Below are 21,400 nucleotides of genomic sequence, written 5' to 3' on the forward strand. Positions count from 1 at the left end.
CCGCGATCGGCTAAAAGTAACCGGTCCTCCGGGCCAGAGACAGGGCAATGGCGGATACCTTGGATGCGGATGCGATTGTTTCCTGGTCACTCAATGCGAAGGATTCTATCTGGGGATAGGCTCCATCAGTGGTATACCAGGTTCCCGGAATCTCCGGGTCTGCTCCTGTCATGCGGCTGGTGCTAAGGCCCTTCAACGGAAGTCCGAATTCTCCGGAAGTTTCCTCCGCGAACTGGACGATCTCACCGGTACAGGCCATCTGAATGTCGAACACACAGCCGTCCAGCTGACCGTCCCCTGATGCGCAAAATGCTGCACGAACGTTTCCTGATTCTCCGATTATCATGGCAGAGTAGCTGTTTTGAATGAATCCGTTATGGATGGCAGTGAAACCTCCTGTAATGTCATCGCTGTCTGCCAGCCCGGAGGCATAACTGTTCTCAATCCGGGTGTCCTGTCCTGTGATTCCGACAAAACCTCCGGTATATGTCTCGATATCTTGCAGTGCAGAGCTGATGGTTGCCAGCGTAAAGCTGTTGGATATCAATGTTTCCCCGGATGTCTCTGCGATAAGCCCACCGACGGCCACCCGTTCCGCTATTACAAGGATGTAAATGTCGCCGTCCGGGTTGCCGATGTATTCAATTGATTCTTCTGGTTCTTCAAATGTCATGTCGTTCTCATCAATCTGCGAATTCTGTCCGCCGGAATCGGATGGCGCATCGCTACCCGCCGGGCCTTGGGCGTCGGACGGGGTTGCGTCGGATGGACTGGCTGTCTGGATAGAGTCCTGAATAGATTCCGTATCGGCATCTACCATGACGGGTAGTTTTAACATCAGCTGTCTGCGGTTGATAGCCTGATAGCCTACGGTTTCTGAAATACTTAGTAATACCTCATCTCCGCCTCCGGATATTCCATCGGATTCAAATGATGACTGATTTGTCTCTTCCTGTTTTGGTGTTGTGTTATCCGCAGTATCAGAATCCTCCGTGTTTTTATCAGTTGCGTTTTCTTTGCCAGAATTACCAGAATCTGTACTGCTGTTTCCACCTTCCATACTGCCAGACTCTGCGTTGTTTCCTCCGTCAGTGTTGCCAGATGTCTCGTTGTTATTGGTTTCTTCCACAGTCCCGCCACTGTTATGTTCTGCGTTTGAATTCCCATCAGCTTCTCCGGTACTTCCACCAGTTCCCCCGGTACTTCCGCCGGTTTCTCCGGCGCCGCCACCAGCTCCCCCGGCATTTCCGCCAGTTTCTCCAGTATTGCCACCAGTTCCTTCACTGTTGCTTTCTTCCGTAACACTGGTTTCCCCCGCAGGGCCTTTCTCTCCATCTGTACTGCTCTCTTCTACCACACTGCTTTCAGATTCCATACTTTCTCCGGACTCAGTCTCATATCCGGGGCCTGCTTCCATTCCGGTGTTTCCTTCGGTTTTCCCTTCCTCTTCCTCTGTAAGACCGGGGCCTATCTCTTCCTGCGTATCTGAAACAGCCGTGCTCTCTACCATCCCAGGCCCCTTTCTCTCCTCGGCATCTGAGGGACTTGCTTTCTCCAGCAGATATTCCGCTTCTGCCGGACTCGCCGTGTAAATTGCTCCATTCATCCCACAGTTTACGATTCGGGAGTCTATGGCATACGCCGCCAGCGCTCCATACCCGTCCACATAATGCTCCCCATCGGAATAGGTAAATGGACTCAGTATCTCCGCTTCACTCAAAAACAGATTTTCTATCTCCGCGTCCTCCACCACTCCAAACAGCGGTCTTCCAAGGCCGCTTATCACATGGCCGTTCCCGTCCAGTTTCCCGGTGAACGGCTCTATGTTTGTTCCTATGGAATAATCCAGCCAGCTTAAATCCAAATCCTCCTCCAACTGATATCTTCCATTCAGGTTGTATTCCTCACTTCCCGTATCCAGCAGGTACTGGGAGAATTCCTCCTCTGTGTAGAGCAGCACCAGCTCCCGGCTCTTGGCTCTCGCCGTCCCGATGCTGTGAATCGTATATCCTGTCACCAATACCAGGATGAGACAGGCGGTCCCTGCCACCAGATACTTCAGATATTCCCTCTTTCCTGTTTTCGTATGTAATATAAAATGACTCATGTTATCCTCCATTCCCCCTGATAATCAAAATCACTCTTCCCTGTATTTCTCCGGACGGCACCGTCCCGATGCTGCTGTCACGGCTGTCGATTGACACGCTGCGGTTATCACCAAGCACCAGATACTGACCATTCATCACCGTCTGGGTCATTCCGGGATGTTCCTCTACTTTTTCTGTACTCGCTTTTTTATTTCCGACATCTGCATCCGACAGCGTCACATAGTCTTCCTGAATCTCCTGCCCGTTAACCACCACACGGCTTCCCGACGAGTTGACTTCCACCCGGTCTCCCGGCAGGCCCGCTATCCTCTTTACCATGCTCTCACCATTTTTTTCAAAGACGATAACCTCATTCCTCTGATACTTTTCACCTATCCGGCTATATACAATCCAGTCTCCGTGATTCAGATATGGATACATGGAATTCCCTGACACCCTGTCCACTCCAATCAAACAGCCAAACACAACCGCAATGCAGACAATGACCGCCACCACGCCAAGCGCCATCCTCACATTTCTGCGCCTTCGTCTCACAAAATAACGCCGGATTTCCACCCGTATCTGGCTGCGCATCTGTTTTCCCAGCCTGGTGAGTGTTTCCGCATCCCGGCCAGTTCCAGCTTCATGGCTGATTCCGGCATCTTGCGCCGCCTCCACGGATTTCACAATATCCCACAGGTAACAGATGATCTGGTTCTCATCGAATCCCCCGAATCGGACCGTCCGAAAATGGGAGACTTTTCTCTTTTTTATTTTCCCCTTCGGCTCCTGCCTGCGGGACCTGCCTCTGTATCCCGCCGTTTCCACGGTTTGGCACCTTCCTTTCAGGGTTGACCCGGTAATATGTGTTATGAAGTAAAGCATAACCATAGCTTTATCACATGGCATATGAAAAGAACCGATTGGCTGCTATCTGGGATAACTTTTTGATTGATTTAAGAGATATTTCAAAGATACTTCAGAAAGCAGAAACTCTGCTCATAGATATTTGGACACAACAAGAAGGCGATTTTGGCCTTTCACGCCCAATCACCCTTTTTCCTACCCACCATACCACAATTCTGCGAATTTTCCATCAAGTTTTGCATTATTTTCCAATTCAAACCTTGCAATTTTTACGAAAGTGGGTATAATAGACTATATCGTAAGGGAAGAATCCCTTATCTGTTTGATTTCGATACCTCATAACACATATTATGGGGTCTTTTATTTTTTTACGCCTGATGGCCATTTCCAGCTAACTCAGCACCATCCGCATCCGCGACATCTGCCTCCTCGGCTGTTCTTCCGTACTCATAGTATAGATTCTTGTCGTGCTGATATTCGAATGTCCCAGCAAATCCATCAGCCGGACCACATCCTTCTCAATACTGTAAAAAACTCTTGCAAACAGATGCCTAAAATTATGAGGAAATACTTTCGCCGTATCCACCCCAGCCTCTCTCCCCAGAACCTTCATCCGCTTACTGATGTTACTCCTATCCATCAACTTCCCGTTCCTGGTAATAAAAATATTCCCACTCTTTATTCCTACTTTCCGGCAATACCGCTTCAACACCTTCACCAGCTCCACAGGAAGCAATGCCACTCTGGATTTCCCCTTATTATAAATCTCCGCCCGTCCCTTCTCCAGCGCTTCCACCGTGATAAACCGCAACTCACTGATTCGAATTCCCGTACTGCCAATTGTTTGTAGCAGCATACTCATCCGAATATCACCTTTCCGCTCTGCCATATGTACCAGCCGTTCATAATCCTTCTCCGTCAGTTCCTTTTCCTTCTCACTGAACTGAACTCTCTGAATCTTAAACAACTTCACCTTACACTCCCCACACCCCAGGTAGTCAAAAAAGCTGTTCACCGCTGCCAGCATAGAATTCACACTGGTTGTCTTATAATTCTCATTCAGGTACTGTTTATATTCCAAAACCAACTCCTTATCAAATCCCCCACTACCTCTTTCACAAATATAATCCCGAAACTTTCTCACATCCCGAAGATATTTCTCCACCGTAGCCCGGCTCCGCTCCTCCTCTCGCAGATATTGCTCATACGCTGTCAGTTCTTCATCTGTTAAATTTTTCACATTTCTGCGTTCTTCCATATTAAAAAAACCCCCCTTTATTTAATATTGATTTAAATAAATCTTATACAATCCTGGCAAATATTTCAAGCAAATCAGTATCGCTTTCTACGAAATAAAGAACGCAGAGCTAGGCAAACCTAACGAAGCTCTGCATTCTTCCTTTTCTCAATGAAATTTCAGTAAGCTGTCATCGCTTGCTGCTATGACTATCCAGTGATTCTTTAATCTTCAATATCTGTTTCATCGGGATGTCGGTATCTTCATGGATTTCTTCTGCCGTCTTATTCTTTCTCAACATCGTAGTGACAATTTTCACCACGCTCTTCTCCATGCCAGTTTCTATCCCGTCTTCAAATATCATCTGCCCCAGTAATGACAATTTCAACACCTCCTCTACCTTTTCCAATTCCGCAGGATTCAAAAACTTATTCGCAAATGCATACACAATCGACTCCAGTTTCTTGATATCCTCTTTGCTCAGTTCTTTATTAACCTTTTTTTCACATTCTCTCAGCAGGTCCTGTTTGGTGAGTGGCTCATCCCCCTGTCCTCGTATGGAAATGCGTCTGCTCGTCTCTTCACACAGCCTGCCTTTCCGTAGGCGGTATAGATTTAATCCTCAAGCCGGAACACCTGCACACCATCCTTGTATGTCTCCAACACTTGGATATCACGGATTTCTTCCGGGGGGATGGCCAGGGGATTTTTGTCGAGGATGATGAGGTCGGCGCGTTTTCCTTTTCGGATGCTTCCTTTTTTATCTTCTTCGAAGTATTGATAGGCGCCGTTGATGGTCACTGCTTTTAGGGCTTCCAGGACGGGGAGCCGTTCATTTTCTCCGAGGAGGACACCTTTTTTGGTTATCCGGTTTACGGCGCACCAGATGGTTTCCAGCATGTCTGGCTCGATGACGGGGGCATCCTGGTGGAAGGTGAAGAGGATTCCTTCTTTCAGGGCTGAGGATGCCGGGCTGATTTCATCGGCTCTTGCTTTTCCGAAGTTTGCCATATGGACATCACCCCAGTGGTAAACGTGGGCTACGAAAAATGATGGTATCATGCGGAGTTTCTTTACGCGGGGAAGCTGGTCTACACCTACCAGCTGGGCGTGTATCATGACAGGTCTCGCGTCGGGATTCCAGATTCCATCGTTAGCGGCCTTCTCCCAGGCTCTCAGATACTGCTCGCTGGCGGCGTCACCGTTACAGTGGGCCAGAATCTGGCGGTTCTCCTCAAGAGAGCGCTTTATCGCCTCATAGACAGCCTCGTCGGTCATGGTTCCGTAGCCGCAGTAATCATCATCTCCCACATAGGGGGTTCTCATCCATGCCGTGCGGCCCTGGGGAGAGCCGTCCAAAAATATTTTATATCCGCCTATCCGGAAATGATTTCGATACTCCCTGGGATTCTCCCCAAACTCCCGCATCAGCTCACTTCCGTTGTTTACATCCACGTAGCCCACCAAATCCAGTTTCAACATCTCTGACTGCATCAGCCCCTGGTACATGGGCAGCATCTGGTCCACCATCATGCCTTCCTGAATGGTGGTAATTCCGTGGGAGGCGTATACCTTCTGTGTTTTCTCGTAGGCTTCCATCAGTTCTTTTACGGAAGACATGGGAATTTCTTTCAGGTATTTCATGAAAGCTGCCTCTTCCATATAGCCGGTCAGCTTTCCATCTTTCTTTTCAATCACTCCGCCATCCGGCGCTTTCGTATCCTCCGTCACATGGAGAAGCTCCAGGGCCGCCGTGTTAAAGACTCCCACATGGCCGGACTTGTGCTGGATAATCACCGGGTTATCCGGGGCGGCTGCGTCCAGCACTTCCCGGCTTGGATGGGCATGCTCTGCCAGCGCATTGTGGTCATAACCTTTGGCCACGACCCACTGTCCCTTCGGCAGCTGTTTCTTCTTAATAAAATCCTGGATTTTTTCAGTTATTTCCTCAAAATTGACCGTTTCATCCAGCGCTGCCTGCAAAAGGGAATTGGCATATGCAGAAAAATGACTGTGGGGGTCGATAAATGCCGGCATCAGCGTTCTTCCATTCAAATCCACTTTCTTGACATCCGCGGCCGTCTGCCCCAAAAGTGTATCAAAGCTGCCCACGCCGGCGATGATTCCATCTTCCACCAGGACCGCCTCCGCATACAGTTCTTCCTCCATGGTGATTACAGTCCCGTTATAAAATAAATATTGTTGCCCCATACGATATCCTCCATCCTGTGATATATTCTATTTTACAGTATTGACCAAACCTTTCAATGCTATCTATGGAAGTCACTGGGGCCATCCCACTGAATTTTCAGTGTGACGGCCCCCATGTCCATGATGCGTTTATCTTTTATTCGATTGTCAATATCCCTTTGACTCCCCACTGGTAATCATTATAAGCGTTCACCAGTGCCATATCAGCCGCTTCTTTTGCGGACTTCTGTGTCAGATAGGCCACTTCTGCCTGGAGATATTCCAGTTTTCCATATATCCCCATCCGATATTTCTCATCATCGCCGCGTTTGACAGCCTCGGCGCTTGCAAAGGCTGCGTTGGCCGCTTCGCTCTCGATCCGTTTCTGCTGCAAAGTGTCATACAGCTGCTCGATAGCAATACATACCTTCTGCTCCTTCTCGCTCATGGTTCTGTCATAAGTCAGGCGGGAAGCGGTGGTCCCTCTGGAGGTGTCTTTCTGTCTGCTATCAATCAACGTCGAATTATTGCCAATTGCCTTTATCTTATCCTCTTCCAGGTTGATACCTGCTATTACCTGCGGGTCTATAACCGGTACAATCCCGATTTCAGGGTTTGCATCATAACTCCAGCCGGTCATCATGAAGAGGGTCTGTCTGATCTGCAGAAGACCTGCATCTATCTGGGCCAGACCATTTAACGACTGTTCAACACCTTTCTTAGCATTCAACAAATCCGCCTCTGTCCCCATATTAAGCGATAACTGTGTCTGAGTTGACCGATATGCCTCTTCCGCTAACTCTTCCGCCTTTGCAGCCATTTCCCTGTTAGATGTAAGCACCTGATTCTGACTCATTAACATTTGAGCCACAGATGTTAATTGATATCTCCCTACATTCAGATTATGCTTCACGGTTGGGGTATCATAATTTTTACGCATAGTTTTATGCATTTCTAACATACTGGCTTTCATAGACGCCGCCGCTGTCATATAGGATTGATATCCTATCATATTGCCTACGTCTTTCATATTGTCTGCTTCTCTTTTAAGCATCTCAATATTCATCTCAATTTCACTGACATCCATATCCAGCGCATCAATACTTTCCTGTATAGAATCTGTCCCTTTTTTGTAATCAGGATTATAAACTGAAATTAAATCTTCCAATTCATCATACTCTAGTTTATTATCTTTCAAACGCTCCTGAGTCTCTTCATCATAGTCGGAAAGTTCTGCCGCAAAGGAATTTATAGGAACTGCAACTACAAATAGTGCCAACATGGTACATGCGGTTATCTGTCTCCATCTGTTCATATCACAATTCCCTTCTTTACTGAGCTGCTGACAGATTGAGTAGTCCTCTTACTGCCCAATCATAAGTATCCATTGCCTGTAATAACTTCATATCTGCCGTTATACTTCCTACCTGTTTCTCCACGTAAGCTGCTTGTGCCTGCAAATATTCCAGCTTACTTACCATCTTTAAATCATATTTACGCTGTACGGTTTCCATGTTCTTAGTTTCCAAAGCGAGGTCTGTCTGCGCCTGGTCATAAGCCGTTTTTGCCTGAAGCACTGCCTGGTATTGATTATTTAATGCGGCGCCTAACTGCTGCTCATCATTTTTTATCGTTTTTTCCCAAGTAGATACCGTGCTGGTTGATGCAGCATTCTGCAATTTTCTTTTATCAATTTTTAATGTATAATTATTTTCCTTTGCCTTTTCCAAATCTACTGAAGGATTCATATTGGCTATACGATTAATATCTGCTGAAGGTAAAGCCATAATAACCGGATTGGCATCATAAGCCCAGCCAGTCGATACACATAAGTTCTGTTTTAATTTTTTTATATTTGCATCTGTACTAATAAGATTAGCTTCTAATGTTTGTACCTTATTTTGAGCATTCCATACATCAGCCTGTGTAACCATATTAAGACTTGCCTGTGCTACCGTACTATCATAGGCGGCTTTGGCCACCTCATAATTTGCCTCCAAAACCTTTCTACTTTCCAGAAGCTGCATATAACTATTCATAGAATTTTGAGCTCCACTTGCCAGTGTAGCCTCTATTTTATCAAATTGGAGTTTCTTTATCTCCCAATCGTCCTCCAACTCATCCGCCTGCTTTTCAAGGGACTTCGCCTGACTCTCCATTCCCGCAGCCGCCGCGTATTCATATCCATATGTAGGAGATGTCTCATCATCCGGATAGGATATCGAACCATACATACTATTGGCCCGGTCACGCAAATCTGATGCAAGTTCATCTCGGGTCTTCCCCCTGTCACTCTTCAAATTATCCTGGTTATTCAGCACCGTCACATTATATTCATGTATCAGCGCCTCCAGCTCATCATATTCCATCACATTGTCCCGCAGTTTCGCCCACTCTTCTTCCGTCCGCGAAAATTCCGGGCTGGCCAGGGCCGGCACCACGTATGTGGTGCCCATAACCGCCGCCAGACAAATCGGTGCAATCTTCTTTATCATTTTCATTGGATATCCTCCTTATGTCTCCCCCTGGGCATACACCCAGGGGGAGTTACCTTAATCCAAAACTGGCAATTCTTTCTTCCTATGGCTCATTATAGAATAATATACCGGTAACATCAAGAGGGATAATATGGTAGATGCTGTCAAACCGCCCACATTTACCAGTGCAAGACCCTGCATGATCTCTCCACTGTCCCCCAGCGCCAGACACATCGGTATCATGGCTACAATTGTTGTCAGGGTCGTCATAAGGATAGGGCGAAGTCTTGTCGCACCCGCCTCAATCAGCGCCGTCTGCATATCCATATCCCGCCTGTACTGGTTCACCGTATCCACATACAGAATACCGTTATTTACAACCGTACCAATCATCATCAGGAATCCAAGCAGGGACGGCATACTGATACTCACATCTCCCAGGAACAGGAATCCAAAGGAACCAATCAGCGCAAACGGAATCGTCGTCATTACCATAATGGAGAACTTCGGTGATTCAAACTGGGCCGCCATCACGACAAATACCAGGAATACCGCTATGGCAATGGCCTGGAACAGGGAACCGAACTCCTCGGCCATCATTTCATCCATGGTGTTCTGCGCCACGGATATCTCCGGCTTCAAGTTCACATTCACGGCCTCATTCATCAGCGTCGTTTTCGCCTTTACACGGTCCGCATCTGCGTACTCGGTATAATCACCGTTGATGGTCACCTGATACTGTTTGTTCTCACGGGTGATACTGAGCGGACTGTCCTTAAAGTTGACTTCCGCAATATCCGTGAGCGCCACGGAAGAGCCGGTCGGTGTCATGAGCACAATCCCCTTAATCTGGTTCAGTGTCTCATACTCGCCTTTTGGATATTCCACCATAACGCTGACTTCACGGCCATCCACATCCAGGGTGGTGGCTTCCTTGCCGCTCAGCATCATGTTGACAGTTCCTGCCACCTGGACAGGAGCCAGGCCCTCGGCAGCTGCCTTCACCGGGTCAATATCTATCTTCACCAGCGGCGCCGCGTTCTCTAAGCTGGAGTGAACCTTGGTCACATCCGGCCGGGCAACCAGCTCATTTACAATCTGGTCCGACACCGCCTTCAAGTCGTCATACTGGGTACTCTGTAAAATAACCTCGAAATTATCGCTGCTTCCAACCATCATGCTGACCGTGCTGCTCTCGGACATGGTGATGTTACAGTTTGGAATGGCATTCATAGCCGGCTTCCAGGATTTCAGCACATCGGCTGTCTCCATGGTTCTGTCTTTCTTTAAGTAAACCGTCAGACTCGCCCCGGAACCTCCCATGCTGAGTCCGCTTCCACCGTAGGAAAGCATATAGGACTTCATGTTCGGGTCCGCCGTCACAACCGCTTCCGCCTGCTGCATAATTCCGTTCACTTCCTCCAGTGAAAGTCCCGGTCTCGTCTCAATGCTGACGGAGATGGTACCCTCATCGTTGGCCGGTATCAGCTCCGAGCGAAGCTGTGATGCCATGAGGAAGGACAATATCAAAAGTGCGATGGAGGTAAACATTACCGTCTTTTTCTTCGGCAGTATCTTCACCATCAGCTTCCGGTAACCCCTCTGAAGCGCATCCACGCCCTTGGACAGCGGGGCATTTTCCTTCTCCTTCGGACGGTACATGGTGTAACACAGCGGCACCACCGTCATAGCGGAGATTAAGGATGCCAGCATACAGAATACAATGGTAAAGCCCAGCGGCTTAAACATCTGCCCAACCATTCCCTCCAGGAATGCCATCGGCAGGAATACCACGCAGGTGGTAATCGTAGAACCGATGATGGACTGGAGCACGATACCGCTGCCTTGCAGGGCCGCCCCCGTATACTCTCTAAATCCCACACCTTTTGTGGAACGGAAACAGCTTTCCAGTACAACGATGGAGTTATCCACCATCATTCCGACGCCAAGCACCAGGGAACTGAGCGTAATTACGTTCAGTGAAAATCCCATCACATTCATGGCAATCAATGCCGTCATGATAGATACCGGAATGGAACTTCCGACTATCATGGAAGCCTTAAAGTCCCCAAAGAACAGGAAGATAACAATCATGGAGACAATAATCGCCGCTATCATGGTCTCCACCACGGTCTTTAAGGACGACTGAATCATCTCACTGTTATCGCTGACCACCACGATATCCAAATCCGGGTCCGCCGCTTTCAGCTTCTCCACAACTCTCTTCACAGAGCTTGCCACTTCCATGTCACTGCTGCTCTGCTGTTTTTTGATGCCCAGAGAAATGGTATCTTTGCCATTGTAACGGCCGATACTGCTCTGTTCCTCCAGCGCCGCGTAGACATTGGCCACATCCTCAAGATAAATAATGTCGCCGCTTCCCACCGTAATGGGAATACTCTTCAACTTCTCCACCGTATCATAATCCACACCGGAGGTCACGGAAAGGCTCTGGGAGCCCACCATGGTGTCGCCCACCGGGTAGGAGAAACTTCCGCTGGAAATCGCGGATACAATGGAGTTCATATTCAGATGGTACTGGTTTAATTTGTCGGACAGCAGCTCAATTCTCACATACTGTGCCTGGCCGCCGCTCATGTCCACGCTTGCTACATTGGACAGCTTCTCAAATTCCGGTACAATCTCGTTATCTACATAGTTATATAAGTTTTCCTGCGCATCATTGTTAATCGCCAGATAAATACTTGGCTGGCTGTTGATGTCCATCTCCATGATGCTTGGGGTCTGGGCATCCTCCGGCAGTTCCGACTGGACACTGTCCATTTTCTTCTTCAAATCGGTGTATGCCTTATCCATGTCAGTGCCGTACTCATATTCCAGAAGAACGATGGATACATTTTCACTGGACATGGAGGTGGTGTTTTTAATTCCGTTTAAGATACCTACCTGATCCTCGATCGGTCCCGTCACCAGCTCGTTGATATCATCCGGGCTGGCGCCTGGATATACCGTGCTGACAAGCATCATCGGCATGTTCATCTCCGGAATCAGCTCCAGCTTGGAGGAGGTAACGGAAGAAAGACCAAATACCACCAGACACAGAATTGCCAATACTGTTGTAACCGGCCGTTTGAGGACGTATTTTGTTAAACCCATGATGTCCCCTCCTCTACTGTGCCTGAACTTCAGTTGACGGTTCTTCTGTTGTCTCTGATTCAGTTGTCATTTCACTGGCTCCCGCCTTCTCTTTTGCCAGGTCTACCGGTGCGCCCTCATACAGTTCCGGACTCCATGTGGTGATAACCTGGTCTTCCATAGTCAGGCCGGTGAGAATCTCAATTTGTTCGGCGTCACTGATTCCCGTGGTAACCGGTATTTTATGTACAATTCCTCTGTCATAGGTATAGACAAATGCATCCCCATCCTCATAATAGATGGCGTCGATTGGCAGCGTCATAATGTTGTCTGCCTTCTCGGATATCACATACAGCTTGACGGAGGTTCCCGTTGCCAGGGCATCGCCGTCCGCTACGGAAGCCTTCACCTTGAACAGTCCTGTGGCCGCATCCACCATGGAGCTGACCTCCGTAATGGTGCCATCGTAATTGCTGCCATTCTTCTCCACGCGGATCTGGTCGCCTTCGCTCAGTCCCCCGGCCACACGCTCTGTCACGGAGAAGGAGATGGCTTTGCTTCCCTCACCGGAAATCACGCATATCAGGTTCTGCTGGGACACCAGGTCATGGACGTTCATATCCACATTTTCCACCACACCGGAGATGGGGGCGGTAATGTTGCTGTACTCCACCTGCATATCATATGCCAGTTTTGCTCCGTCATACTGAATCTGTGCGGATTGCACACCGGACTGCACCTGCTCAAACGCCTGGGCGGAAATGTCTCCGCTCTGGTACAGCACCTGCATTCTGGCCAGATTGGTTCTGGCATCGTTCAGCGCAATCGTCGCCGCATCCAGATTCAACTTGGCGCTGTCCACCTGCTTGGTGTCAATCCTGCAAAGCAGCTGGCCCTCTGTCACCACGTCTCCGGCTTTCACCAGGACTTCTGTCACCTCTCCTCCCATTTTCGGGATTATGTAAACTAAATCGGACGGTTCCACCTTGCCAATCAGCCCCGTTGACAGTTCGATATTTCCCGTCTGCGGGTTCTGGACTCTGACAACCGGCGCCGCTACCGCCTCCGACTGTTCCTTGGGCTTTAAGAATCGGGGAAGTATCAGCGCCCCCAGCGCGATGACTACCACTGCACCAATAGCGATTTTTGCACTCTTTTTCATTTCTCTATTCTCCTCTTTTTGATGTCATACTTAATCTTGTATATTCTTACTCGCGCCGCGCTTCAATATCTCCAGGCGTCTTGTAAAAACTCTGTTTACCTCATCCAGGCTGGCTCCATTCTTGTAAAACTGTCCAATCGCTTCACCAAGAATTCCACAGCCAATTGTCATAATATCGTGCATCCCTTCGTCATCCGGGCTGCACAGATTTGAGGTATCGACATATTTGCGAATCCAGGCTCCCATTCCGTCATCCGTTTCACATTCTCTCCGGAGTATTTGTTCCACCTCCGGGTATGTCGCGACATTTCGAAACAGTTGAAATACATCGTGGTTGCTGCAATATTTCAATCCCTGCTGCAGTAATCCATGAAACATTTCCCAGATATCTCCGTGACTCTCTTCGAGGAGTTCAATCGCTAGTTCCTTTCCCTTACTTTTCGTGTCCTGTAATATAAACGACAGAACATCCGCTTTGTCTTCAAAATAAGTATAGAAACTTCCTCTGGAAATATCCGCGCTCTGAATCATCTTATTAATAGATGCCTTTTCATAAGGTACTCTGATAAATTCTCTTATGGCCGCATCACGGATTGCCTTTTTCTTTTCTTCCGGAAGACGATAAAACCGCGCTGTGGGCATGCTCTTTCCACTCCTTTCCTAATCCGCCGCTTCCTGTATCATGAATATTCGGATAGATTATCCAACATTACAAAAAAGTGACAACATGTCATCATTATAATGACACCTTGTCACCTTGTCAATGCTGGTTATAAATATTTTATAATTGTTTATAGTTCATTCATGTTCTGATAAATTCTTAACCGTCTTGATTCTATGACTTCTGTCCGTCCAGCATCTCCTTCAATGCCTCATCGCCGTCATCAATCCAGACGTCCTCCTCGTCCCCGTTCAGTCCCAGGAACAGGGCCAGCCTCCGCTCGTCGTCGCTGTTGTTCCACTGGCTCACGTACCGGTCTATCTCCTCAAATTCAATTTCACCGGCCAGATAACGCTCTTTAAATGTCATTCTTTCTCCTTTATATTGCGGGATACCGTAATTTCCTGGTTGTCAATATGCTCTCTCATGGCCTCCTTGGCCTCCGCCACATGACGGCCCTTGATGGCCTTCAATATCTTCTCATGCTCGATGAGAAGCACCTGGCGCTTGTCCGCGTCCTTGATGTACTCCAGGCGGTAGCGGTACATCTGCTCTCTTAAGTTATTGAGAATCTGTACCAGCCTTGCATTGCCGGTTCCATAGTAAATGATATCGTGATAGGCTTCGTCGCTCTCCGCGATGGCCATGGCGTCGCCTTTGTTCACCGCTTCCCGGAAGGCAAGCTGCGCCTCCTCCAGCTGTTTTACCTCATCCTCTCCCATTCTTTGGCAGGCCAGCTCGATGGCCAGCTCCTCCAAAGAGCGGCGCACCTCCAGCACGTCCCGCAGACTCTTCTCAGAGATTTTGGCTACCTCGGCGCCCTTTCTTGGAATCATCAGAACCAGGCCCTCCAGCTCCAGTTTGCGGATTGCCTCGCGAATCGGGGTTCTGCTCACTCCCAGCCGCTCCGCCAGCTGAATCTCCATCAGACGCTCCCCCGGCGCCAGCTCTCCCTTTAAAATCGCCTGTCTGAGTGTATTAAATACCACGTCCCTGAGTGGCAGATATTCATTCATATTTACCTTTAAATCATTGTCCATCGGGTGCCTCCTTATGCTTTGTTGTTATAAAAATTAGTCAAATAAACCTGTTTCGCCAAATGCTGGTATTGGCCGTAGCGCAGCACCTCGTGGGCCTCCTGGGCCGCTCTGGGGCTGGTGAAAAGGCCGAATACCGTGGGTCCGCTGCCACTCATCATGGCGCCTGCGGCTCCGTACTCCTTCATCACATCTTTGATTTTCTCAATCACCGGATATTCCTTTATGGTGACTGTCTCCAGCACATTGCCGAATCTGGACGCCAGCAACTGGACATCCCGGTTTTTGATGGCCTCTATCATGCCATCGATATCCGGATGCTGCTCCGGGCGCAAATCGTTGGCGTGAAGATTGTCGTAGACAAATTTGGTGGATACGCTGATGCCGGGCTTGGCTATGAGAACCTGACACTGTGGCATGGGAGGCAGGGGGGTCAATACTTCACCGATTCCCTCCGCAAGAGCGGTTCCACGCATGACACAGTAAGGCACATCCGCGCCGATGCGCACGCCCCGTTTCATCAGCCCCTCCATGGTCAGACCCAGTCCAAACATCTTGTTGACGCCAAACAGCACCGCCGCCGCGTCACTGCTGCCTCCGGCCATACCGGCAGCCACAGGAATAAACTTTTTTAATTTAATGTGAACCCCATGGGGGATTTGAAACTCTTTTAATAACAGGTCCGCCGCTTTGTAGACCAGGTTATTCTCGTTGTTGGGAAGATAATAAAGATTTGTCTCAACCTCTATCCCAGGCTCGTCCCGGTAAATGATGTCGATTCTGTCATACAGACCCACCGTCTGCATAATCATCCGCACCTCATGATAGCCATCGTCCCGTTTTCGAAGGACATCCAGTCCCAGGTTAATCTTGCCGTAGGCCTTCAGGCCCAGGTGTTTTATCATAATACTGCTCCTTAACTTCAGATTGTACTAATGCATTTTTTTGTATACAATATATTATAAACTCCCCCAGGGAAAAACACAAGCGAATCAAAAAAGATTTGACAAATGATTTCCCACGTGTATAATATGGTGTATATTGAACGAGGGCGTTCCGTGAAGACGGAGACGCCCTTTTTCTTTAGCATCATTTGTATCACTAAATTATTTATGAGGAGGATGTGCTGTATGAAGAAACTGGAAATCATTGTCCGGCCGGAGAAGCTGGAAGACTTGAAAGGCATTCTGGAGGGCTGCCGGGCCAACGGTATCATGATAAGCAATATCATGGGCTATGGGAACCAGAAGGGTTATACCCAGATGTACCGCGGTACCACGTACACGGTGAACCTGCTTCCGAAAATGAAAGTGGAGACGGTTGTCCCGGAGGATATCGCGGAGACGATCATTGACAAGGTTGTGAAGGAGATTACTACCGGGAACTACGGTGATGGCAAAATCTTTATTTATGATGTTCAGGATGCGGTTCGTATCCGCACTGGAGAGAGAGGCGTCGAAGCTCTGTAACAGTTCAAGTTCATACACAATCCCCCAATTATCAACGGAGATGATTGCACATGCAGTCACCTCCGTTTTTTAGTTGAAACATATGGGATGTGTAAAGAAAGAGAATGAGGAGGAAATAATTATGGAAGATATGACATTATTGATGAATATTATGTGGACGATGATAGGCGCCTTTCTAGTATACTTTATGCAGGCCGGGTTCGCCATGGTGGAAGCCGGATTTACCAGGGCCAAAAATGCGGGCAATATCATCATGAAGAACATGATGGATTTCGTGCTGGGTTCCCTGTTTTTCTTCATCATCGGATTTGCAATTATGTTTGGAGGCGGCAATCCCTATATCGGGACGGCAGGATTTTTTAACCCCACATCCCTGGCTGATGCACAGGGGATGATCAATGGGCTGCCCATCGGGGTCTTTATGATTTTCCACACGGTGTTCTGTGCCACGGCCGCCACGATTGTGTCCGGCGCCATGGCTGAGAGGACCAAGTTTGTGGCCTATTTAATCTACTCCGCGGCTATCAGCATCTTCATCTACCCGGTCAGCGGACACTGGATTTGGGGCGGCGGCTGGCTGGCAGCCATGGGCTTTCACGATTTTGCCGGCTCCACGGCAGTTCACATGGTAGGTGGTGTCTGCGCCCTGGTTGGCGCTAAAATCCTGGGACCGAGACTTGGGAAATACAAGGAGGATGGCACTCCGAACGCATTTCCGGGACACAACATCCCCATGGGCGCTTTGGGCGTGTTTATCTTGTGGTTCTGCTGGTTCGGTTTCAACTGCGGCTCCACCACAGCCGCCACGACTACGCTGGGCGACATCGCCATGACCACCAACCTGGCGGCCGCCGCTGCCACCTTAGCCACCCTGATATTCACCTGGGTCAAATATGGTAAGCCGGATGTATCCATGACCTTAAACGGCGCTCTGGCCGGTCTTGTGGCTATCACGGCGGGCTGTGACGTGGTAACTCCCTACGAAGCTATCTTAATCGGCGCCATCGCCGGTATCGTGGTAGTCCTGGCCATCGAATTCGTTGACAAAAAACTGAGAATCGACGACCCGGTAGGCGCCATCGGTGTCCACGGCTGCTGCGGTTTCCTTGGAACCGTACTCACCGGCGTCTTCGGCGAAGGCTGCAGCCTGGCCACCCAGCTGATAGGCGTCTGCTCCGTCCTCGCCTTCGTGGCCGTCATGGCCTTCCTCATCTTCACCATCCTCGACAAGACCGTGGGCCTGAGAGTCAGTGACCATGAGCAGCTGGACGGCCTGGATTTGCACGAGCATGGGATGACGGCTTATGCGGGATTTAGGATAGATAAATAAAAGTCTTTAAAAATATAACACGAAAAGGCTGGCTTCCTATGTGGAGCCAGCCTTTTTATCATCTTTAACATCTGAAAGATTCGAAACAGTGGTTAGTCTTAATCAAGATTCATTTTTGCAAAATCTACGACCAAACCATCGCAGACGGTTGAAGGAACCTTGTCATGGAACGTGAATCGCTCCGTTTGTTCCGTCTCGAAATAGTACACATCAAGGATATCCCGTTCCGGGTCAATCAACCAGTACTCCTTCACCCCGGCCGCCTTGTACTTCATAAACTTTAACAAGCAGTCCCGGCTTCTGGTGCTTGGCGATGTCACCTCAACGACAAGTTCAGGCGCGCCATTACAGCCCTCATCGTTTAGCTTGTCCCGGTCACAGATTACGCAGATATCCGGCTCCACATAGGTGCTGTCGTCCGCAAAGAGACGGACGCCCAGCGGGGATACGTATACTTTACACGATCCGTTGTGTTCCGCAATATGATTGTAGATTGCGTAAAAAACTCCTCCCACAATCTCCTGGTGCTTCCGGGTTGGCACGCCAACCAAGTAAAGCTCGCCGTCAATCAACTCTGCCCTCTGCCCTTCCGGCAGGTCCAAGTTATTAAGGTCCTCAATTGTGCTCATCTTTCGTAATGCCTCTCCCATATTTTAGCCTCGCTTTCTTAAAAGCGCAGCTCTCCAAGTTAACAAATCGCCCTATCTCGATTATAGTCCATCTTTGGATATTAGTCAATCAATTTCAGTTTTTCCTGTCTGCTCAATCTCTTAATCGCGGCCTCCCGTTTCATCGCCTCTTCCCTGGTGGTGAACTCTTCATAGTAAGCCAGAGTTACGGGGCGGCGGCCTTTGGTGTACTTGGCGCCTTTCCCCAGGTTGTGAGCCTCAATACGCTTGTCCAAATGATTTGTCCAGCCACAGTACAGACTTCCGTCCGCACAGCGCAGTATATAAGTGTAATTCATCTCTCTCATCCTCAGCAATCTATGTAAACGGCAATAATGCTTGCAATACATTATCACCGCCCCAGGTTTCCCTGAATCTATCTAAAGCACCAGCTGGATGCGGATACGGTACTGGCATTTCTTTTATTCATGAACCCTATACTGTATTATATCGCAAAATAGCATTTGTGTGCATCCAACATTGCCCTCTATTGTAGGTTCTCCTGAAATGCTAAAATCATACTCAAAAATTCTTTTGTACTTTTTAGTCTTTCTTCTTTTGATTATAGGATGATTTTTCAAATCCGTAAAGTCTTTATCTGGCAATCTCCTTCACCAGAATCAGCCGTTCGCCGGGATGGATGTTGGAATCGGTCAGGCCGTTGGCCATCATGATATTATCCACCGTGGTGTGGAATTTCTTTGCGATTTTCCACAGGGAATCCCCAGGCTGCACAATGTAACCCACAATGCCGGGGAGTTCCTGGAGCTTCTGCATATCCATAGGCTCCACGTTGACATTGGTGATCACCGGCTCGCAGACCGGCTGGAGAACCAGGATATCCAGGGTGATAACCGCCTTAATTTCAATGGTATCGCTGCCCATCATCACCGCCGTCATCTGCTCCAGCCCGGTGTTCATCTGGTAAACGCTGTCCTCGTTGATGCCCGGCGCCTCGGCCACATAGTGGAAGGGAACCACCTCGGTGGAAGAGCGCACCGGCTCGGCGTCGTCGGCTGTCAGATATAACAGCTTCACTTCCAGAACGCCGTCAATGTGAAGACCGTCGTCCTTCACCTCCACCTCGTCAATCTTGATATTCCCCTCGTTATGGCAGATTTGGAGAATGCGCTCGGCATTTTTGATATTGACCTTCTCGGAGACCTTGCATTTTCCCACATTGTGGGTTAACAGCTTGTCGAAACAGACTTCGCCGGTCTGCAATACCAGCTCCCGGTTGGTGGAATACATGTCGCTCAACAATTCCATATTCTGCTCCTCGTAGAGCTTCATATCCAGCTCCAGTACGGCATCCACTTCCAAATCCCGCATTTCCCCGTCGTAATCCGGTTTGGCCTCCAAATCTTTATGTACCAGACGGACATTGATGACCGGAATCATTTCCTCCACAGCCTCAGGAAGTTCCACCTCGCCGGAGAACGGGATGCTCTCCTCCAGCCACTGCATAGGCGTTTCCTCGCCCTCCCCGGAGTAAATGATAAAGACCGTCAGTTCGCCGTCCACATGAATCTGCCCGTCCATGGGCCTTGTATTGACGCCGCGAAGACGCATCTCATTCCACAGCACCCGGTCGATGTTGGGTTTGTTGCCTGAGAGGGAGATGTCCTCTTTTATCCGGTAGGTGTCCTTCCTCCGGCAGGCGATAGCGGCCACATCCACGTCCCGCTTCATGGACTCCACATTGACATTGTCCGCCGCGTCCGTCTCGCCCGTGTCAATATCGGAAGCCGCCTCCACATCGTAAAGCGTTTCCACACGGACCTCCAGCGTCACGATGGCCTTCATGCTCAGCTTTCTGGAATTGATAATGCCGGCGTTCAAATCCTCCAGCTCCCAGGATAACCCCACGTAATCCTTCTCATCCAAATCCGGCACGTTAATCATTTCATCAAAGGGGATGCTGCCTCCCAGCGCCTGGAGCCCGCCCTCTGCTTTCCGGTACAGGACCTGGAAGTTGAGTTTTCCCTTCACCTGCACCCTTTCTCCCTGGTTTTTCACGGACTCTACGACCACATCGCCTGTATCCAGAATCACCTGCGCCATGTCGTCCATGGTATCCGGCACGATAAAATCATCATCCAGGGTAATCTGCGTTGACGCATTACCTTTCCACCGATTCATATGTATGTTCTTTTTCACCAGTTCCATCATAAAAAAGCACCCACCTGTCTTTCTACATACTTTAAGAAAGTTTATGTGAGTGCTTCTCCGATTATGCTAATACTCTTCCAGAAAATGATGACGTTTCCCATTCTTTACGTAGCCGATGCAGGCGTCCACGTTGACATTTTCCACGCTTCGGAAAATGTTCATCTCGATGTTGGGGCTGACCTTGCGAAACTGCTTCATCAACTCCTTCATCTCCTGGCGTTTGGAGGTATGCACGATGTCGGCCGGGTTCTGTCCTTTTATAGCCTGCTCTCTTGCAATCTGCTCGGTGAAACGGCAGGCGCACTGCAAGAATTTCAAGTCATTGTGGTCCTTCCAGGCCAGGATATGCTCCTCCTTCACCAGATAGAGGGGGCGGATGAGTTCCATGCCTTCGAAGTTGGTGCTGTGAAGCTTCGGCATCATGGTGTTGACCTGGGCGCCGTACAGCATGCTCATGAGGATGGTCTCTATCACGTCGTCGAAATGGTGGCCCAGCGCAATCTTGTTGCACCCCAGCTCCTTCGCCTTGGCGTACAGATAGCCCCGGCGCATTCTGGCGCAGAGATAGCAGGGGGACTCGTCCACATCCACCACGATATTGAAGATATCGGAGTCAAATATCTGGACGGGGATTCCCATGAGTCTTGCGTTGTCTTCTATCATTTTCCGGTTGTCCGGATGGTATCCCGGGTCCATAACGATGAAATGCAGTCCGAACTCCATCTTTCCGTGGCGGAGAATCTCCTGCATGCATTTGGCCAGCAGCATGGAGTCCTTCCCCCCGGAAATGCAGACGGCAATGTTGTCTCCCGGCCGTATCATGTCGTAATCGTTCAGGGCCCGCACGAAGGGGCGCCAGATTTCTTTGCGGTACTGTTTGATGATGCTTCTCTCAATTTCGCGGCAGCGGTCTTCCATGGTCTGTCGATTCCTCTCTAAAGGGAGCC

General features: G+C 49.1%; 20 protein-coding genes. 3 read left to right on the forward strand and 17 right to left on the reverse strand.

Annotated features, from left to right (window positions below; translation table 11 throughout):
• Positions 1–10: 10 nt before the first annotated feature.
• Entirely contained in the window at positions 11–2,107 is a 2,097-nt protein-coding gene (locus HMPREF9473_RS21440; RefSeq protein ID WP_006782312.1) for a hypothetical protein, read from the reverse strand.
• A 1-nt stretch (position 2,108) separates the two neighbouring features.
• Complete coding sequence (lepB, locus tag HMPREF9473_RS21445; protein ID WP_034859946.1) at positions 2,109–2,915, reverse strand: signal peptidase I; 807 nt, start codon at positions 2,913–2,915, stop codon at positions 2,109–2,111.
• Between the two features lie 74 nt (positions 2,916–2,989).
• On the opposite strand from lepB, the gene HMPREF9473_RS27980 reads away from it, so the two are divergent.
• Positions 2,990–3,241 carry a hypothetical protein gene (locus HMPREF9473_RS27980; RefSeq protein ID WP_138669780.1) on the forward strand — a complete coding sequence of 84 codons (252 nt, stop codon included), beginning with the start codon at positions 2,990–2,992 and terminating at the stop codon, positions 3,239–3,241.
• Between the two features lie 104 nt (positions 3,242–3,345).
• Here the strand turns inward: HMPREF9473_RS27980 and HMPREF9473_RS21450 are convergent, their stop codons facing one another.
• From HMPREF9473_RS21450 to ispE, 11 genes are all read right to left on the reverse strand, one after another.
• Positions 3,346–4,212, reverse strand: a complete 867-nt coding sequence (locus HMPREF9473_RS21450) for a tyrosine-type recombinase/integrase (RefSeq protein WP_006782314.1) — start codon at positions 4,210–4,212, stop codon at positions 3,346–3,348.
• A gap of 169 nt (positions 4,213–4,381) precedes the next feature.
• Positions 4,382–4,579 (reverse strand): hypothetical protein, encoded by a 198-nt coding sequence (locus tag HMPREF9473_RS21455; RefSeq protein WP_242830877.1) that lies wholly within the window; start codon positions 4,577–4,579, stop codon positions 4,382–4,384.
• 227 nt (positions 4,580–4,806) lie between these two features.
• Entirely contained in the window at positions 4,807–6,402 is a 1,596-nt protein-coding gene (locus HMPREF9473_RS21460; protein WP_006782316.1) for an amidohydrolase, read from the reverse strand.
• A 136-nt stretch (positions 6,403–6,538) separates the two neighbouring features.
• On the reverse strand, positions 6,539–7,696 hold the full coding sequence (locus HMPREF9473_RS21465; protein ID WP_006782317.1) for a hypothetical protein: 1,158 nt from the start codon (positions 7,694–7,696) through the stop codon (positions 6,539–6,541).
• Between the two features lie 16 nt (positions 7,697–7,712).
• Positions 7,713–8,882, reverse strand: a complete 1,170-nt coding sequence (locus HMPREF9473_RS21470) for a TolC family protein (RefSeq protein WP_006782318.1) — start codon at positions 8,880–8,882, stop codon at positions 7,713–7,715.
• Between the two features lie 51 nt (positions 8,883–8,933).
• Positions 8,934–11,975: an efflux RND transporter permease subunit gene (locus tag HMPREF9473_RS21475; RefSeq protein ID WP_006782319.1), complete on the reverse strand. Its 3,042-nt coding sequence runs from the start codon at positions 11,973–11,975 to the stop codon at positions 8,934–8,936.
• A 13-nt stretch (positions 11,976–11,988) separates the two neighbouring features.
• On the reverse strand, positions 11,989–13,116 hold the full coding sequence (locus HMPREF9473_RS21480; RefSeq protein ID WP_006782320.1) for an efflux RND transporter periplasmic adaptor subunit: 1,128 nt from the start codon (positions 13,114–13,116) through the stop codon (positions 11,989–11,991).
• A 30-nt stretch (positions 13,117–13,146) separates the two neighbouring features.
• Positions 13,147–13,758: a TetR/AcrR family transcriptional regulator gene (locus HMPREF9473_RS26560; protein ID WP_006782321.1), complete on the reverse strand. Its 612-nt coding sequence runs from the start codon at positions 13,756–13,758 to the stop codon at positions 13,147–13,149.
• A gap of 193 nt (positions 13,759–13,951) precedes the next feature.
• Entirely contained in the window at positions 13,952–14,146 is a 195-nt protein-coding gene (locus tag HMPREF9473_RS21490; protein ID WP_006782322.1) for a hypothetical protein, read from the reverse strand.
• The gene (locus tag HMPREF9473_RS21495) at positions 14,143–14,817 is read right to left on the reverse strand and encodes a GntR family transcriptional regulator (RefSeq protein WP_006782323.1); all 675 of its coding nucleotides are present in this window, start codon (positions 14,815–14,817) and stop codon (positions 14,143–14,145) included. Before HMPREF9473_RS21495 ends, HMPREF9473_RS21490 begins: the two co-directional genes overlap by 4 nt.
• Before the next feature lie 11 nt (positions 14,818–14,828).
• On the reverse strand, positions 14,829–15,719 hold the full coding sequence (gene ispE / locus HMPREF9473_RS21500; RefSeq protein ID WP_006782324.1) for a 4-(cytidine 5'-diphospho)-2-C-methyl-D-erythritol kinase: 891 nt from the start codon (positions 15,717–15,719) through the stop codon (positions 14,829–14,831).
• A gap of 225 nt (positions 15,720–15,944) precedes the next feature.
• Here ispE and HMPREF9473_RS21505 point away from each other — a divergent pair, with 225 nt between their 5' ends.
• Positions 15,945–16,283 (forward strand): P-II family nitrogen regulator, encoded by a 339-nt coding sequence (locus HMPREF9473_RS21505; RefSeq protein WP_006782325.1) that lies wholly within the window; start codon positions 15,945–15,947, stop codon positions 16,281–16,283.
• A 121-nt stretch (positions 16,284–16,404) separates the two neighbouring features.
• On the forward strand, positions 16,405–17,613 hold the full coding sequence (locus HMPREF9473_RS21510; RefSeq protein ID WP_006782326.1) for an ammonium transporter: 1,209 nt from the start codon (positions 16,405–16,407) through the stop codon (positions 17,611–17,613).
• 98 nt (positions 17,614–17,711) lie between these two features.
• Here HMPREF9473_RS21510 and HMPREF9473_RS21515 read toward each other — a convergent pair whose 3' ends face one another.
• The 4 genes from HMPREF9473_RS21515 to HMPREF9473_RS21530 all read right to left on the reverse strand — a co-directional run bounded on the left by HMPREF9473_RS21515 (position 17,712) and on the right by HMPREF9473_RS21530 (position 21,371).
• The gene (locus tag HMPREF9473_RS21515) at positions 17,712–18,242 is read right to left on the reverse strand and encodes a Uma2 family endonuclease (protein ID WP_242830878.1); all 531 of its coding nucleotides are present in this window, start codon (positions 18,240–18,242) and stop codon (positions 17,712–17,714) included.
• A 101-nt stretch (positions 18,243–18,343) separates the two neighbouring features.
• Positions 18,344–18,580, reverse strand: coding sequence for a GIY-YIG nuclease family protein (locus HMPREF9473_RS21520; RefSeq protein ID WP_006782328.1), 237 nt, complete (start codon positions 18,578–18,580; stop codon positions 18,344–18,346).
• 295 nt (positions 18,581–18,875) lie between these two features.
• Positions 18,876–20,450: a DUF3794 and LysM peptidoglycan-binding domain-containing protein gene (locus HMPREF9473_RS21525; protein ID WP_175422939.1), complete on the reverse strand. Its 1,575-nt coding sequence runs from the start codon at positions 20,448–20,450 to the stop codon at positions 18,876–18,878.
• A 69-nt stretch (positions 20,451–20,519) separates the two neighbouring features.
• Complete coding sequence (locus HMPREF9473_RS21530) at positions 20,520–21,371, reverse strand: tRNA 2-thiocytidine(32) synthetase TtcA (RefSeq protein WP_006782330.1); 852 nt, start codon at positions 21,369–21,371, stop codon at positions 20,520–20,522.
• Between the last annotated feature and the right edge of the window lie 29 nt (positions 21,372–21,400).

Origin of the sequence: Hungatella hathewayi WAL-18680 (assembly GCF_000235505.1) — a bacterium.
In the GTDB taxonomy this organism is placed as follows: Bacteria; Bacillota; Clostridia; order Lachnospirales; family Lachnospiraceae; genus Hungatella_A; species Hungatella_A hathewayi_A.

What these genes read in the sequence shown, in the direction of transcription:
- HMPREF9473_RS21440 (WP_006782312.1), bottom strand. Translation starts at nt 2,107, where the DNA reads ATGAGTCATTTTATATTACATACGAAAACAGGAAAGAGGGAATATCTG.
- HMPREF9473_RS27980 (WP_138669780.1), top strand. Translation starts at nt 2,990, where the DNA reads ATGGCATATGAAAAGAACCGATTGGCTGCTATCTGGGATAACTTTTTG.
- HMPREF9473_RS21450 (WP_006782314.1), bottom strand. Translation starts at nt 4,212, where the DNA reads ATGGAAGAACGCAGAAATGTGAAAAATTTAACAGATGAAGAACTGACA.
- HMPREF9473_RS21460 (WP_006782316.1), bottom strand. Translation starts at nt 6,402, where the DNA reads ATGGGGCAACAATATTTATTTTATAACGGGACTGTAATCACCATGGAG.
- HMPREF9473_RS21465 (WP_006782317.1), bottom strand. Translation starts at nt 7,696, where the DNA reads ATGAACAGATGGAGACAGATAACCGCATGTACCATGTTGGCACTATTT.
- HMPREF9473_RS21470 (WP_006782318.1), bottom strand. Translation starts at nt 8,882, where the DNA reads ATGAAAATGATAAAGAAGATTGCACCGATTTGTCTGGCGGCGGTTATG.
- HMPREF9473_RS21475 (WP_006782319.1), bottom strand. Translation starts at nt 11,975, where the DNA reads ATGGGTTTAACAAAATACGTCCTCAAACGGCCGGTTACAACAGTATTG.
- HMPREF9473_RS21480 (WP_006782320.1), bottom strand. Translation starts at nt 13,116, where the DNA reads ATGAAAAAGAGTGCAAAAATCGCTATTGGTGCAGTGGTAGTCATCGCG.
- HMPREF9473_RS26560 (WP_006782321.1), bottom strand. Translation starts at nt 13,758, where the DNA reads ATGCCCACAGCGCGGTTTTATCGTCTTCCGGAAGAAAAGAAAAAGGCA.
- HMPREF9473_RS21490 (WP_006782322.1), bottom strand. Translation starts at nt 14,146, where the DNA reads ATGACATTTAAAGAGCGTTATCTGGCCGGTGAAATTGAATTTGAGGAG.
- HMPREF9473_RS21495 (WP_006782323.1), bottom strand. Translation starts at nt 14,817, where the DNA reads ATGGACAATGATTTAAAGGTAAATATGAATGAATATCTGCCACTCAGG.
- ispE (WP_006782324.1), bottom strand. Translation starts at nt 15,719, where the DNA reads ATGATAAAACACCTGGGCCTGAAGGCCTACGGCAAGATTAACCTGGGA.
- HMPREF9473_RS21505 (WP_006782325.1), top strand. Translation starts at nt 15,945, where the DNA reads ATGAAGAAACTGGAAATCATTGTCCGGCCGGAGAAGCTGGAAGACTTG.
- HMPREF9473_RS21510 (WP_006782326.1), top strand. Translation starts at nt 16,405, where the DNA reads ATGGAAGATATGACATTATTGATGAATATTATGTGGACGATGATAGGC.
- HMPREF9473_RS21515 (WP_242830878.1), bottom strand. Translation starts at nt 18,242, where the DNA reads ATGAGCACAATTGAGGACCTTAATAACTTGGACCTGCCGGAAGGGCAG.
- HMPREF9473_RS21520 (WP_006782328.1), bottom strand. Translation starts at nt 18,580, where the DNA reads ATGAATTACACTTATATACTGCGCTGTGCGGACGGAAGTCTGTACTGT.
- HMPREF9473_RS21525 (WP_175422939.1), bottom strand. Translation starts at nt 20,450, where the DNA reads ATGGAACTGGTGAAAAAGAACATACATATGAATCGGTGGAAAGGTAAT.
- HMPREF9473_RS21530 (WP_006782330.1), bottom strand. Translation starts at nt 21,371, where the DNA reads ATGGAAGACCGCTGCCGCGAAATTGAGAGAAGCATCATCAAACAGTAC.